Source organism: Herbaspirillum sp. VT-16-41, assembly GCF_001994935.1.
Lineage (GTDB): Bacteria > Pseudomonadota > Gammaproteobacteria > Burkholderiales > Burkholderiaceae_D > Herbaspirillum > Herbaspirillum frisingense.
In genome coordinates, this window is record NZ_MUXB01000022.1 from 42,167 (window position 1) to 56,944 (window position 14,778).

Here is a 14,778-nt window from a genome sequence, read left to right on the forward strand (position 1 = left end):
GATTTTTAAAAGTATATATTATTTATAATGTTTCAGCCTTGTCGCAACCTTTCCTGGGTGCCAAGCGTGTTCAGTAACGACACCCGGCGCCTTACGGCGCCGGGCTGGATGCTGCTCAGATTTCCTTTGGCAACTAGAAGCCGAAGATGGTGGCAGTATTGGCGCTGTTGTAGATCACGTTGTTCAGCGTGAGGGTATAGGTCGTGGTTCCCGGACCTGCGCCGTCCAGATCGATCAACAGCTGGGTGTCCTTCTCCGTGGCAGCCGAGGCCGTCACGTAGCTGGACAGGTTGGAAGGTGTAATCGCCTGATTGAAGGCGTACACCTTGTCTACACCGAGCAGGAAATCAGTCACGGTAGCGGACAGGTTGGCGCTCTTGCCGAATGCCCCCACGATGAGCGTGTCGTCGCCGGCCCCGGTCTGGATTATGCTCCCGGCACTGGTGCTGGAGGCACTGAGGACGATGTCGTCGTTGCCGGCGCCACCGACGATATTGCCCATCGACTGCGATGCCCAGTACCAGCCCAGCTTGAGTCCCTGGACCGATGCGGTGAGTCCCTGGTCGTTGCCGCTGAGTGCCGTAGCCGTGATGCTGAGATCGCGATAGAGGCCGGGGGCTGCGCTGCCCGAAGGCAGGCTGATCGAGAACTCGCCGGCAGCAACCTCTTCAAAGGCTTGCAGCTTGCCGTCCATCTGTACGGTTATCAGGTAACGATCTGCACCGCGGCCTCCGCCGACCTTGCCGGAGAACAGAGGCCCGTGGGTCGGATGCCCGGAGGTGGATGTGGTATCGGTATCACTGATCACCGCGTAAGCTACTTCGGAAGCGTTGAGTGCCTGTGCAGCGCCGGGCAACTGGTTGCTGCCGCGAACCTTGAGGTCGGTCAACGTCACCGGCTGTGCGCCGATGGCCACCGATACGTGCTGAGCCGGGGCGCTGACGACGTTGCCAGCGGCGTCGGTATAGCGTGCCACGATGTCGTGCTCGCCCGCGGCCAGGCTTTGGTCAACGGTGATGGAGACCTTCTTGTTGCCACTTCCGATGTCGGCGTTGGTCAGTATCTTGCGACCCAGCAGCGTGCTGCCTTCGTAGAGGCTGATGACGTCGCCCACGGCGGCGCGCGCGCCATCATAGCCGACCTGAAGGGTGGGCATGCTGATGGCCTTGCCGGTGTCGAGCTGGTACAGCAGGCCGATGTTGGCGAGGTCGTAGGTATCCCTGGCTTTGTCCGACACGGGCGTGGTCCGGTACAGATCCTGTCCGGCCACGCTGAAACCGCCAAGGTGCCTGAGCGACAAGGAATTCGGCGCGCCTGCGACGACCGACAAGCTCAACCAATTGCCCAGAACGTCGCTGCCCTTGCCTTGTTGCATCAACGCGAACTCACCTGCGGATGCCAGGGGAGAGCCGAACAGCTGATAGCCTTTGAGCTTGGGATTGCTGGTATTGCCGTTGCCCGTGATGCCGACGCCGCCCCATTCTGCGGAAACACCCTTGACGGCGGCCAGGAAGCTGGAGGCGGTAAAGCCCGAGGGCAAGGTCAGCTGGGCATTCTCGTTCTTGGTAAGGTTGTGCGGATTGCTGCCGAAGACATCCTGCAACTTCAGCAGGCCATAAGACATCTGGGTGCCACTGACGACATTGGCCGTCAGCGAGGGCGGTATCAGGTCATCGATCATCAGAACGACTTCGGCCCGACCGACGTTGCCTGCCTGGTCTACCAACTCTAGTGGAATGACACGGCTGGCGCTGGTGGTGGTGAAGCTGTATCGGATGGCTTCGAGGATGGCATCGACCTGCAGGCCATTCATCGATTCGCCAGTGCTACGGTTGACGGTCAGAACGCGGGTGGCAGCGACGTAGTGTGCCTCCAGGCCAGAGACGCCACCCAGGGTGCCGGTGAAGTCGATGTTGTTGCGCGTGCTCAAGGGATTTGCTGGATTGAGAATCAGCCTGTCATCGACTGTAGCGGCACCGCTCGGCAGCGTCAGGCGGATAGTGGCGATGTCGCGTGCCGCCGGTACGACCATTTCGCTGCCAATCAGCTGTACCCCGCTGCGGGCATCGGCCAGCGTGAATGACCGGAACATCTGTGTTTGTACGCCAATGCTGTTGGCGTCCATGTCCAGTACCGGCGCAATGGTGTCGACCACCAAGGTGGCGCGTGAGGAACTGCCCGCTGTAAGGCCATTGATCAGCGTGATGTCCACACTACGTTCGATGTTGCTGCGGCTGGGAGAGATTAGTTTGATCCCTTCCAGTACGGATTTGACCTCTCTAGCGGTGAATCCAGTTGCAGCACTCTTCCTGATGTTCACTTCATTGGCGCCTCGTGGGAACCAGAACAGGCCGTTGATTCCTCCGATCGAGCCGAAAGGTGACTCCGCCAGCACCGGAGACTCCGTTTGAACTGTAGGAGATACTGTCGCCCTCACTGATGCCATTGAATGATAACCTGATCGTCACCGCGCCTGAGGCTGGTGGCTCTACGAGATTGTTGACGAAGCTCACCCCATCCTTGCTTAAGGCTTGGGCCGATATCTGGGCTGCATTCACATAACGAATCGCCTCTAGCTGAATACCAGCGCGGTCGGCGTTAAGGTCAAGCTGATACCCCTCCGCATCCACATGGATGACTACACGGCTAGCGTCAGCGCTGGGTCGGCCGGCAATATCACCCAATCTGACATCAATGTTGCGGGTGGCGCGTACGGTACCTTCCATTGTGGTGTTTTGCAGGCGAACGGCTTGCAGTATCTTGCGCACTTCCTCGCCCGTAAAATTGTCGCCGGCGGTCTTGGTCAAGGTCACCGTCGCTTTGCCAGAGTTGAAGTTGCTCTGATAGCTCAGGCCACTGACGCCGCCGACGGTCTTGCCGGTGACCAGTGCCACGGTGCTGCGCAAGGACACTGCCTCTTGCAGGATCAGGTTGTCATTGGCGCGGATGATGCCAGCGTTGTCGATCACTAGTTCGATGAAGCGTGCATCGGCGTTCGTCGACATGGCTGCTGCAGTGAAGATATTCACCCCGGCCGCCATTTCATTCAGGCTGACTGCCCGGACGATGTTGTCCTGCACACCTTCGGCGTTCGCGTCCAGATCGATCTGTGGTGCGGTAGTGGTGATCATGCGCAAATTCACCTCACTGGCTTCAGGCCCCATACAGATATCCCCAATGTGACGTAGTCCTGCAATACCGGGTCGCTGCCAGGCGTGACCGTGTCGCCCGTAGGCAGATTCTGCAGCTGCTCGTAGAGTTGTGTAGCCTCTTTGCGCTGTGCTTCGGCGAGACTGCTGTCGCGGGCACGTGCACCCACACGTTCGCTGAAGAGATCGGCCTGGACAGTGTTGTCACTCCATTTCAGTGAGTTTTGCAGCGAATCGGGAAACTGCAGGCTATCTGCCAGTTTCTGAATCGCCGCCGCTTGCGTCGGGTAGCGTTCGGGATCGGCCAGGATCAGATTGGCGATCGACTTGAGCGCAATACCATAGTTGCGCCCTGCCACGCTGCTGTTGCGGGCGAATTCCGGATTGAGAATGGCCTCCCCCTGTGGGTCGGAGGTGGTCACGCTGACGACATCGCCGCTGACGATATCGACCTTGAACAGGTCACTTACGGCTTTATTGGCCGCCGCCACCACGCTGGCGGTGACGCGGGGGGCCTGGCTCAGATCAGTCAGACCGGCCAGCAAGCCGGTCTTCAATACGGCCAGCTCGGTGAGCGCGGTGACGTTGGTGATTTTGTCACTGCCGTCGACGATGGCCGTAGCGCGTAATACGGTGTTGCCGAGATCGGTGATGCGCAAGGTCGCTTCGTCGGCGAAGTTGTCGGCCACGCCCGGGGTGTTGTCACGTACCACGAGCAGGATCAGGCCTCTGTAACCCGGTTCGTCCAAAACCAGCGAGTATCGGCCGTTGACCACCGGTACCGCCTTGCCCAATGCCCGTCCCTGGTTGTCGTAGGCGGTAACGGTTGCGTTGCTGATCGGCCCCAGCATGGCCGCACCGGAGAGGGTGACAGGTTGCAAGGACGCCTTACTGGTGCTGCCGTCGGTTCCCGTTTGCGAGGCCTGACCGCTATTGCCGCTGGCACCGCTGCTGCTGTTGCCGCCACTGCCACCGCCACCTCCACCGCCTCCACCGCCAGCGGCTCCCAGCAGGCCCAGGCCGCCGGCCACGACTGGCCAGGAAATGCCGCTACCCTTTGTGACGCTGCTGTCGATATGCGTTTGCGAAGAGGTGGTAAAGGCGCTGGAATCGGACGATTTTGTGACGTCGTCAGATTTCGATATCACGTTGCCGGCCGTTCCGGTCGATACGCCGGAAGTATCGTCCTTAACGATCTCCAGAACATCCGGTCCTTCCTCGCTTGCCTTTTCGGACTCTTCTTCGGCCTGGCCGCGCTTGCCTTTCTTGCCCCGTTTCTTGTTGTAACGCGTGATTTCCTTTGATGTGACCGTGATGCCGGCATCCGCCGGTACCGCAATCTGATTCAGCTGTTCGAACACTTCGCCCAGCGCTACCGTGCCATCGGCAAATGCCAGCTGCAATTGTGGGGAGTTCATGGCGGTCACTGCGCCGCGACTGATGATGATCTTGTCGCCGTTGTCCAGGACCAGGACCAGATCAAGGTCGATCGCGCTGACTTCCTTGACGCTGCTACGGGCGATGCTGTTGAGGACGGTGCCGGCTTCGGTCAGGTTCAATACGGTGATGCTCATGATGGCTACTCTCCAAAAGCGCCGTGGATCGCCTGGCCCACGCCGCGCGTTGATCGTCCCCATTCCGGTTCACAACCGGCGTCGTCCACTGCATTAGTCAGGATGACATCGCGGCATGGGCGGCGTTGAGACAGGATTGGCTGACAGGGGGACACGTCCCAGGATCAGTTAAGCGAAGCCTGCCCCGTGGAGAAGCTGCGATGCAGCAATGCGCAATCGACTCGATCGCCTGTGTCTTCTATCTCATGAGATGAGCGGCGCGAGGATGCGCGAGACAGACTTCTGCCACGGCATGGGTTTAGGGCGAAATTATCCGTGGGGGGGCGAAATTGATCTGTCGAATTGCTTCGATTTTGGCGGCCAGAAGCCGCAGAATTTGATTGCCAGCAGCTGCTGGGAACACTCCCCGGGACATTTCTCAAAAGCAAGTGACATTTTCGAATAAGTTTTATCCGCACCTGCGTGGGCCGATTTTTCCGACTGGAAATTCCGGGTAGAAGAAGAGTTCAGAAAATGTGATTTAAAAAAGAATGAAGTGGAAGCCAAAAAACGGCCTACGGACGACAGACAGTCCGACGGCAGGCGAAATCAGCAGTCTGCCTCGAATACAACATGGAAGAGCATGGGCGCAGAAACGAAAAGTGGCCCGAGCGGGCCACCTGTCTTGCAAAAGTATCTGTCGATATCAGCGCAAGGCCAACTCGCCGGGGCCGCTTCAATCTTCCTCGACCCAATCCACCACCGCGCCCAGCGAGCGCAGGTTTTCCACGAACTTGGGATGGGCGCGTCGGATCGGCAGTGCATTGCGAATTTCCGAGCGACCTTCGATGCTGGCCGCCACCATGAACAGCGCAATGGCCACCCGGATGATGTACGGACTTTCCACCGATGCCGGCGTCAGCGGCAGGCCGCCGAAGGTGATCAGCCGATGCGGGTCGCCCAGGAAGACGTGGGCGCCGAACTTGGACAGTTCACTGCTCCAGCCCATGGCGCCGTCATAGATCTTGTTCCAGAACATGGTGTTGCCATCGGCCTTGACCCCCAGCGCGATGAAGATCGGCAGCAGGTCCACCGGCAGGTAGGGCCAGGGCGCGGCCTCCACCTTGGTGAGGATGTTGCTGGTGAAAGGCTTGACGACTTTGAGCGGACCGTTCTGGCGGGTGTGCGACCAGCCGTTTTCGTGCACCACTTCCACGCCGAACTTGGCGAAGGTGCGATCGATCAGCGGGAACTGCTCCGGCGCGCTGTTGCGCACCCGCACCTGACCGCCGGTGATGGCGCCCATGGCCAGGAAGGTCGCGATCTCGTGGAAATCCTCGTCGAAGCGGAATTCGCCGCCCCCCAGTTTTTCACCGCCACGCACCGTCACGCGCGAGGTGCCGATACCCTCGATCTGCACGCCCATCATCGCCATGAACCGGCAGAACTCCTGCACGTGCGGCTCGGAGGCGGCATTGGTCAGCACCGACTCGCCGCCGGCCGAGGCTGCGCAGAGCACGAAGTTTTCAGTGGTGGTCACCGAGGCATAGTCCAGCCAGTGATGGTTGGCCTGCATGCGGCCGCTGGTGCGGATGATGAGCGAATCGGGACTGCTTTCCACCCGCGCGCCGAAACGCTGGAACACCTCCACGTGGGGATCGATTTCCCGCACGCCCAGGGTGCAGCCCTTGACGTCGTTTTCCAGCCGCGCCACGCCGAAGCGCGCCAGCAGGGGCGGCACCAGCATGATGGAGGAACGCATTTCTTCCGGCAGATGGTGAATTTTTGGGTCGAAGCAGGTATCGCGGTGATGCAGTTCCAGGATGCCGCTGGCATAGTCCACCGATACCTCGCTGCCCAGCACGCGGAAGATCTCCAGGATCTTCTTGACGTCGGTGATCTCGGGGATGCCGATCAGACGTAGCGGCTGGTCCGTCAGCAGGGTGGCGCAGAGGATGGGGAGCACTGCATTCTTGTTGGCGGAGGGGATGATGTCGCCGCGCAGCGGGCGGCCACCGTGTACGATGAGATTGGACATGAAGGTATGTTGAATCGGGCTGACAAAATCGACCGGAGAGGGCAATGCCTGGGTCCGGCCTGGAATGGACAGATTATGCGCCGGCCGGTTGCAGGCAGGGAAGCAAATTTGCGGCGGCGCGGCGTCTTGTCTTATTGTCACTAGAACGCATTTTTAAGCTTCACTTTATCGATGCAAAGCTGAACGTTGCTGCATCATCGGCCAAGTTTCCGTATCATGGCCGGTCTTGAATGAATGCTCCGACTGAGGTTTTCGACGATGTTTTGTACGCAGCAGCCCCGTTCCGCCGATAGTTTCCCTTTGTTTCTGCAGATGTTGCGCCGCGCTGGCGTGTTGGCCAGGCTCATGATGTGCAGCGTCCTGCTGCTGATGTTGACAGTCATCTCGGGCAAGGTGAGCGAGGCGCAGGCGGCCGGTTCCAGCGCCGGCAAGCACAGGCCGGCCGCGAGCGGCGCCAAGGGTCGCAAGCGGGTAGTGCGCAAGAAGGCGGCCCCGGCCACTGCGCGTGCACCGGCGCGGTCGCGCCGACGTGGGCGGGCGGCTGCCGCGGGTGTGGCGGCTGGCGCTGCGACTGCAGCCACGGCGGGTGCTGCCGTCGCCGCCAACGCGTCGTCGAACGCAGCGGCGCTGCCGCCGGTCAATACCAAGCCCGAACTGCTCCCCCGTTGCGGCTTCACCGCCGCGTCGAAGCAGCATATCTTCTCGCGGGGGGTCTATGTGCTTGACGAGCAGACCAATACGCCACTCTTTGAACGCAATGCCGATACGGTGGCACCGATCGCTTCGGTTACCAAGCTGATGACGGCCATCGTCTGGCTGGACCAGAAGTCGCTGCCCATGAGCAACCGGCTGGAAGTCACCGAGGACGATCTCGATACCCTCAAGTTCACCCACTCGCGCCTGAACGTCGGCGCCAGCCTGTCGCGTGCAGACATGCTGCACATTGCTTTGATGTCTTCCGAGAACCGTGCTGCCGCGGCCATGAGCCGTGACTATCCGGGTGGCCGTCCAGCCTTCATCGCGGCCATGAATGCGCGGGCACAGGCGCTGGGCATGAAGCAGACCCGCTTCGAGAATGCAACCGGACTGTCGCCGGACAATGTCTCTACCCCGCGCGAACTGGCCGAGCTGGTCAAGGCCGCCAACCGCTACCAGCTGATCCGTAACGATTCTCTGGACAAGCAGAAGATCATCAACATCGGTCGCGGCCAGCTGCAGTACATCAATTCCAATCGCCTGATCCGTTATGGCCAGGTCAATGCCACGGTGCAGAAGACCGGTTTCATCAACGAGTCCGGCCACAACATGGTGCTGCGCCTGCTGGTGCATGACCGCCGCCCGGTGATCGTCACCATGCTGGGCAGCGGCAGCGCCGACGGTTCCCGCCTGGATGGCGTGCGTATCGCCAAGTGGCTCAACTGCTCGTTGAACTAACGGGCGTTGCATTCTGCGCCGGGGCCGGTTCAGGCTGTGCCATCTGGACCCGGTTGCGCCCCATGCGCTTGGCCTGGTAGAGCGCATGGTCGGCGGCCTTGATCACTTCCTCGATGCTGTGATGCACCTGCCGGTCCAGGCAGGTCGCACCTATACTCACCGAAAGCCGCCCGAAGGGGCTGCGTTCATGCGGAATCTTCATCGCCTGCAGTGCCGACATGATGTTGCCGGCCACGTGCAGCGCGCCGGCGGCATCGGCCTCGTCAAGCAGGATCACGAATTCCTCCCCGCCATAGCGGCCGGGCTTGTCACACTGCCGTGCCACAGCGCCGGTGATGCAACGTGCTACCGATACCAGCGCATAGTCGCCCGCCTTGTGGCCGTAGGTGTCGTTGTAGAGTTTGAAGAAATCGACATCGACGAACAGGATGGCAAAGCGCGCCGAGGTATTGCGCTGGCTCTTGTGCCAGGCGTCTTGCAGGCAATCGTCCAGTGCCCGGCGGTTGAGCAAGCCGGTCAGCTTGTCGGTGCGGGCCTGCTCCTCCAGTTGCTGGTCCAGTTTGCTGCGGCGGAAGAACTCCTCGCGTAACCGGCGGATCAGACAGGCGCAGATGGCGCTGAAGGCGGCCGCAAGAAACAGGACTGCATAGAGCATCCGATCCCATTCGCGGAACAGTTCGGCATGGGTCCGGCCCACGAAGACCAGCCAGGGTGTATCGGGAATGCGCACGTAGGTGTACAGGCGCTTGACGTCGTCCTGCTGGGATCGCGCGGCATAGCTGCCCTGCAGGCTTTCCGGCGCTGACGAGGGCAGGGCCATGATGCGTCTGAAATTGGGCGTGTAACTCAAGCGAGAACCGATGAAGGCTTCATCGTAGGGCAGGCGCATGTAGGCCACGCCGTCCAGGGCGTAAAGCGACATGACGGCCTGTTTCTCCAGCGACAGGCTTTCGAACAGATGCCGGAAGTAGTCCAGGTACAGCACCATGAAGGCCACGCCGCCGAAGGACCCATCGGCGTTTGCCAACCGCTTGGACAGTACGATGACCTGCATTCTCCGTTCCAGGCGGATGCTCAGTGGTCGTGAGACAAACAGTTTTACCGTTGGATCGTCGCGATGCCTGGCGAAGAAATCCCGGTGTCCGTAATTGCCCGGCATGATCTCGGCCAAGGTGGGAGAACCAACCAGCAGTTCGCCATCGCGGCCGACGATGCCCATGGCGGCGATATAGGTGGCTTCAGCCTTTTCACCCAGAAGGAAGTCGCGTCGCTGCTGCTCCGGCATGAGCTGCAGGCTGGCATGCCGATGGCGCCAGGCCAGACTGTCCAGATCCAGTGACAGCAATTCCATGTTGCGCGAGATCGAACGCTGGGCAATGCGCGCGACGTTGAGGGCATGCTCGATCGCGCTGCGCTCGGTCTGCACATGGCTCTGGTAGAGCACCACGCCCGTGATGACAGTCGCCATCAGCGCGAGCGCACTGATGGTCAAGGTCATGTTGCGTTTGAGTCTTTTGATGTTCGTCTCCCCGTATCCCAGGTTGTTTCCCGCCATCGGGGGTGACCCCTGCGGCGCAATATCGCACCGGGCTTGACGGTTGGCAACGAAAAGGAATCGGGGGAAAACCTTATGACATCAGTCCATAAATCCTGGCCGAGGATTCGCCCCACAAGGCGTCCTGGTCGGTAGGAGAGAGGCGCTTGGCAGCCCATTCGCGCACCACGGCCACCACGCGCGCGTAGGACGCGGCGAGCAGGCATACCGGCCAGTCGGAGCCGAACATGAGCCGCTGCGGACCGAACAGGTCCAGCGCGGTATCCAGACATTGCACGATATGTTCGAAGTCGCGTGTGCACAGGCCGCGCAGCCAGTCCGCCTCGGTCAGCAGGCCGGAAATCTTGCAGGCCACATGGGGCATGGCGGTCAGCTCGCGCATCTCCTGGCGCCAGCGTTCGAAGGCGGCCCGGCCCTTGCGGAATTCCTTGAGGGCGGGCTTGCCCAGATGGTTCAGCACGATCCAGTGCTGGTCGTGATGGGCGCACAGCTGGCGCAACTGCGGCAGGTGGCGTTCATGGGCCAGCAGGTCCAGCACATAGTCCCGCTCCTGAAGCCAGCGTACCCCCTGGTTGAACTGTGGCAGGGCCAGCAGCAGTTCGGCGTCATCGTCCTCCTGCATGGGATGGCGCAGCCCCAGCAGCTTGCTGCCACCCCAGTGCTCCATGCGCTCGGCCAGCATGGGCGAACCGATGTCTTCCCAGCCGATGATGCCGGCGATGCGTTGGTCGCGTCGTGCCATCTCCAGCAGGAATGCCGTCTCGTCGTGGCCGGGACGTGCCTGCACCGTAATCGACGCATGCAGGCCCTGTGCATCCAGCAAGGGCTGGAACTGGTAGGGCAGGCGGTCTTGCGCCAGCAGGTCCATGCCGGTACCGATCCACGGATAGTCCTCGCAGCGGTAGCGCCAGAAATGCTGGTGCGCGTCGATGCGCATCGGCCCCTTGAGCTTTCTCACCGGGGCCGGTGGCATGCGCAGTTCACGATGCAGGGTCAGCATGTCAGTGGTTGTGCCGGGGCATGGTCTGCGCCACACCCTGGTACTTCAAGGCCAGTTCCATGCAGGCACCGGTTTCCAGTTGACCCACGGTGCTGCGGTAGATCTCCTGCCACGGCGTCTGGCTGGGTGGCACGGGCGGAATACCCTCGCTCTTGCGGCGGGCCAGTTCTTCTTCGCTGATGAGCATATTGCACTCCCCGGTGTTGAGGTCGATGCGCACGCGGTCGCCGTCGCGCAGCCAGGCCAGACCACCACCGACCGCGCTCTCGGGTGAGGCGTTGAGGATGGAGGGACTGTCGGAGGTACCCGACTGGCGCCCATCACCCAGCGTGGGCAGGGTAGAGACGCCGCGTTTGATCAGCGCATCGGGCGGTTGCATGTTGACCACCTCGGCCGAACCCGGCCAGCCCACCGGACCGGCGCCACGGATGGCCAGCAGGGTGTTGTCGTCGATGTTGAGTGCCGGGTCGTTGATACGGGCGTGGTAGTCGTCCGAACCATCGAAGACCACGGCGCGGCATTCGAAGATGTTTTCCTGGCCGGGCGTGCTGAGGTAGCGCTGGCGGAAGGTCTCCGAGATGACACTGGTCTTCATGATGGCGAAGTCGAACAGGTTGCCCTTCAAGACCAGGAAACCTGCCCGTTCACGCAGCGGCGCGCTGAAGGGGTAGATCACTTCGCGGTCGTTCGACTGGCGGCCCTGCAGGTTCTCGGCCATGCTCTTGCCGGTGGCGGTGATGCGATCGGCGCGCAGCTTGCCGGCCTGCTGCAGCTCCCACATGATGGCCGGCACGCCGCCGGCGCGGTGGAATCGCTCGCCCAGGTACTTGCCGGCCGGCTGCATGTTCAGCAGCAGCGGCACGTCGTAGCCGAACTTCATCCAGTCTTCCGACTGCAGATCCACGCCGGCATGGCGCGCCATGGCCATGATGTGCGGCTGGGCGTTGGTGGAGCCGCCGATGGCGGCATTGACCACGATGGCATCGAGGAAGGCTTCGCGGGTCAGGATGGCCGAAGGGCGCAGGTCTTCGTAGGCCATGCCGACGATGCGGCGTCCCGTCTCATAGGCCATCTGGCCGCGCTCGCGATAGGGGGCGGGAATGGCCGAGCAGCCGGTCAGCGACATGCCCAGCGCCTCGGCCATGGCGTTCATGGTGGAGGCCGTGCCCATGGTGTTGCAGTGGCCGGAGGAGGGCGCCGACGCGGCAGCGATCTCCAGGAATTTCTCATTGTCGATGGCGCCGGCCGAGAGTTGCTTGCGGCCCTTCCAGATGGCTGCGCCCGAGCCGACCAGCTCACCATCCAGCCAGCCGTCCAGCATGGGGCCGCCGGACAGCACGATGGCCGGGATGTCCACCGTGGCCGCGGCCATGATCTGCGACGGTGTGGTCTTGTCGCAGCCGGTGGTCAGTACCACCGCATCGATGGGATAGCCGTGCAGGATTTCGACCAGGCCCAGGTAGGCCAGGTTGCGGTCGATGGCAGCGGTGGGGCGGCGGCAGTTCTCGAAGATGGGGTGCAGCGGGAATTCCATGGGAATGCCGCCGGCATCGCGGATGCCATCGCGCACCCGCTTGGCCAGTTCCAGGTGGATGCGGTTGCAGGGGCTGATGTCGCTGCCGCTCTGGGCGATGCCGATGATGGGGCGCCCCGAGCGCAGTTCCTCGGCGGTGATGCCGTAGTTCATGAAGCGCTCCAGATAGAGCGCGGTCATGTCGATGTGGTCGGGATTGTCGAACCAGTCCTGGGAGCGGAAGCGACGGGGTGTGGCAGATGGCTTGTTCATGGATTCCTCTTGGCCCGTGGGCGATTGGGTGGGTTACGCGCCCAGCCAGCCCGCATCGACGTAGTATTCGCGGCCGGTGCACTTGGCTGCGCTGTCGGAGGACAGGAACAGCGCCAGTGCAGCGACATCATGCGGATCGACGCGGGTGGGCAGGCATTGCGCAGCCAGGATTTTCGCCTCTTCTTCGGGGGTGTGCCACAACAGTGTCTGACGCGGGGTGCGGATGGCACCGGGGATGATGGCGTTGACCCGGACGCCATCGCGCCCGAAATCACGCGCCATGCCGTGCGTCATGCCCTCGATACCGGCCTTGGCGGTCATGTACAGGGTCAGGTCGGGCAGGCCCAGATGCCAGGAAATGGAGCCGAAATTGAGGATCACGCCCGATTGCTGCGCGCGCATGCCCGGCAACACTGCCTGGGCGCAGAAGAACTGGTGGCGCAGGTTGACGGCGATGCGCTCGTCCCAGTAGGCCGGGGTGACCTCGGCGGTCTTGTGGCGATCATCGTTGGCGGCGTTGTTGATGAGGATGTCCACGGTACCGGCCGCGGCGATGACCTCGGCGAAGGTGGCGCGCAGGGCATCCAGGTCCATCAGGTTGCAGCGGAAGAAGCGCGGCGCTACAGGTGCCTGCTGCAAGGAGGCCACCAGCGCCTCGGAAGGTTCGCTGGCGATATCCAGGAAGAACACCTGCGCACCCTGGGCGGCGAAGGCTTCCACCAGCGCCGCGCCGATGCCGCTGCCGCCGCCGGTGATGACGACCCGCTTGCCGGCGAGGCTGCGGTAGAGCGCGTGTTCGAAAGTGGGGGCGGTGGCTGCGGTCATGCTTGATAACTCCAGTAGGTAGGACGGGCCGCTGATGCGGCGCGTAAAAAATTTAGTCTGATTCAGTCTGATTTAGTCTGAATATGCGAAAGGCTGCATCGCTCCATCTCTTCCCGTTCGGACTGAGTAGGTCCGCGAGGGCCGTATCGAAGGCGCTGGGAACGCTGCGCTCCTTCCTCAAAGCAGGGAGCGCCTTCGATACGCGGCTGCGCCGCTACTCAGTCCGAACGGTAGTCGTAGTGTGCTGCCGTCCTTTGTTGCCTTCGTTGATCAGCGGCCCGAACGGGTGCTCACGTCCACCCACACGGCCAGCACCAGGATGCTGCCCTTGACGATCATCTGCCAGTAGGTGCCCACGTCCAGCATGGACATGCCGTTGTCCAGGCTGGCCATCACCAGTGCGCCGATCAGGGCGCCATAGATGGTGCCGGAGCCGCCGCGCATGGAGGTGCCGCCAATGAAGCAGGCGGCGATGGCGTCGAGCTCACCCATGTTGCCGGCCGAGGGCGAACCGGCAGCCAGGCGGGCGGTATTGACCAGGCCGGCCAATGCGCACATCACCCCCATGATGCCGAACACCCACAGCTTGACGGCCTGCACGTTCACACCCGACAGCCGGGTGGCTTCCATGTTGCTGCCCACCGAATAGATGCGGCGGCCGAACACGGTCTGCGTGCTCACATAGCTGAACAGGCCCAGCAGCGCCAGCAACAGCAGCACCGGCACCGGGATGCCGTCATAGCTGTTGAGCGTACGCACGAAGGCCAGCAGCACGGCACCGATGACCACCACCTTCAGGCCGTCGCGCCACAGTGCCGTCAGGGGCAGGCCATGACGGCTGCGGTTGACCCGGCTCATCCAGGTCAGCGCCAGCGCCAGCACGAACAGCGCCACACCCAGCGCCACGCCCATCTGCGGCGGCAGGTAGCCCTGGCCGAGGTAGACCATGTTGTCCGAGACCGGGGCGATGGTCAGGCCACCGGTGATGCCCAGCAGGATGCCGCGGAAGGCCAGCATGCCGCCCAGGCCGACGATGAAGGAGGGGATGCCCAGGTAGGCCGTCAGGTAGCCGTTCAGCAGCCCCAGCGCCAGGCCGAAGCCCAGCGCCAGTACCAGGTTCAGCGCCAGCGGCAGGTGGTGGCTCACGTCCAGCAGCGCCGCCAGGCCGCCCAGCAGGCCCAGCAGCGAGCCTACCGAGAGATCGATCTCGCCGGCGATGATCACCAGCACCATGCCGCAGGCAAGGATGCCGGTCACCGACATCTGGCGCAGCAGGTTGGACAGGTTGCGCGGCGTCAGGAAGCCACCCTCGGTCATGAAGCTGAAGAAGCCCCAGATGATGGCGATGGCGATCAGCAGCGCAATGATCTTGTAGCGCCGGAATACCTGCTTGAGGTCGGCCATGTTGGCCAGATTGCTTGAAGTCATACCGAATTCA

At 62.2% G+C, this 14,778-nt stretch carries 10 protein-coding genes; 1 reads left to right on the plus strand and 9 read right to left on the minus strand.

What is annotated here, in order from left to right:
* Window positions 1-133: 133 nt before the first annotated feature.
* The 4 genes from BTM36_RS02935 to BTM36_RS02955 form a co-directional block, all read right to left on the minus strand.
* Entirely contained in the window at window positions 134-2,212 is a 2,079-nt protein-coding gene (locus BTM36_RS02935) for a hypothetical protein (protein WP_077235162.1), read from the minus strand.
* A gap of 109 nt (window positions 2,213-2,321) precedes the next feature.
* Window positions 2,322-3,131: a hypothetical protein gene (locus BTM36_RS02940; RefSeq protein WP_139347029.1), complete on the minus strand. Its 810-nt coding sequence runs from the start codon at window positions 3,129-3,131 to the stop codon at window positions 2,322-2,324.
* Between the two features lie 8 nt (window positions 3,132-3,139).
* Entirely contained in the window at window positions 3,140-4,708 is a 1,569-nt protein-coding gene (locus tag BTM36_RS27565) for a hypothetical protein (RefSeq protein WP_139347030.1), read from the minus strand.
* Between the two features lie 730 nt (window positions 4,709-5,438).
* Window positions 5,439-6,740: a UDP-N-acetylglucosamine 1-carboxyvinyltransferase gene (locus BTM36_RS02955; protein WP_077235165.1), complete on the minus strand. Its 1,302-nt coding sequence runs from the start codon at window positions 6,738-6,740 to the stop codon at window positions 5,439-5,441.
* Between the two features lie 345 nt (window positions 6,741-7,085).
* On the opposite strand from BTM36_RS02955, the gene BTM36_RS02960 reads away from it, so the two are divergent.
* Window positions 7,086-8,174 (plus strand): serine hydrolase, encoded by a 1,089-nt coding sequence (locus BTM36_RS02960; RefSeq protein ID WP_254426899.1) that lies wholly within the window; start codon window positions 7,086-7,088, stop codon window positions 8,172-8,174.
* On the opposite strand, the gene BTM36_RS02965 is transcribed toward BTM36_RS02960, so the two are convergent.
* From BTM36_RS02965 to BTM36_RS02985, 5 genes are all read right to left on the minus strand, one after another.
* Window positions 8,155-9,672 (minus strand): sensor domain-containing diguanylate cyclase, encoded by a 1,518-nt coding sequence (locus tag BTM36_RS02965; protein ID WP_077235167.1) that lies wholly within the window; start codon window positions 9,670-9,672, stop codon window positions 8,155-8,157. The two genes, BTM36_RS02960 and BTM36_RS02965, sit on opposite strands and share 20 nt — an antisense overlap.
* A gap of 130 nt (window positions 9,673-9,802) precedes the next feature.
* Window positions 9,803-10,729: an amidohydrolase gene (locus BTM36_RS02970; protein ID WP_006464774.1), complete on the minus strand. Its 927-nt coding sequence runs from the start codon at window positions 10,727-10,729 to the stop codon at window positions 9,803-9,805.
* 1 nt (window position 10,730) lies between these two features.
* Window positions 10,731-12,515, minus strand: coding sequence for an IlvD/Edd family dehydratase (locus tag BTM36_RS02975; protein ID WP_006464775.1), 1,785 nt, complete (start codon window positions 12,513-12,515; stop codon window positions 10,731-10,733).
* Window positions 12,516-12,548: 33 nt separating this feature from the next.
* Window positions 12,549-13,340 (minus strand): SDR family NAD(P)-dependent oxidoreductase, encoded by a 792-nt coding sequence (locus BTM36_RS02980; protein WP_077235168.1) that lies wholly within the window; start codon window positions 13,338-13,340, stop codon window positions 12,549-12,551.
* Between the two features lie 270 nt (window positions 13,341-13,610).
* Window positions 13,611-14,768, minus strand: coding sequence for a sugar ABC transporter permease (locus BTM36_RS02985; protein ID WP_199181529.1), 1,158 nt, complete (start codon window positions 14,766-14,768; stop codon window positions 13,611-13,613).
* Window positions 14,769-14,778 lie beyond the last annotated feature (10 nt).

Bases quoted from the DNA above. Each gene is read 5' to 3' on its own strand.
- BTM36_RS02985 (WP_199181529.1), bottom strand. From the start codon at position 14,768: ATGACTTCAAGCAATCTGGCCAACATGGCCGACCTCAAGCAGGTATTC.
- BTM36_RS02965 (WP_077235167.1), bottom strand. From the start codon at position 9,672: ATGACCTTGACCATCAGTGCGCTCGCGCTGATGGCGACTGTCATCACG.
- BTM36_RS02940 (WP_139347029.1), bottom strand. From the start codon at position 3,131: ATGATCACCACTACCGCACCACAGATCGATCTGGACGCGAACGCCGAA.
- BTM36_RS02975 (WP_006464775.1), bottom strand. From the start codon at position 12,515: ATGAACAAGCCATCTGCCACACCCCGTCGCTTCCGCTCCCAGGACTGG.
- BTM36_RS02960 (WP_254426899.1), top strand. From the start codon at position 7,086: ATGATGTGCAGCGTCCTGCTGCTGATGTTGACAGTCATCTCGGGCAAG.
- BTM36_RS02955 (WP_077235165.1), bottom strand. From the start codon at position 6,740: ATGTCCAATCTCATCGTACACGGTGGCCGCCCGCTGCGCGGCGACATC.
- BTM36_RS02980 (WP_077235168.1), bottom strand. From the start codon at position 13,340: ATGACCGCAGCCACCGCCCCCACTTTCGAACACGCGCTCTACCGCAGC.
- BTM36_RS02970 (WP_006464774.1), bottom strand. From the start codon at position 10,729: ATGCTGACCCTGCATCGTGAACTGCGCATGCCACCGGCCCCGGTGAGA.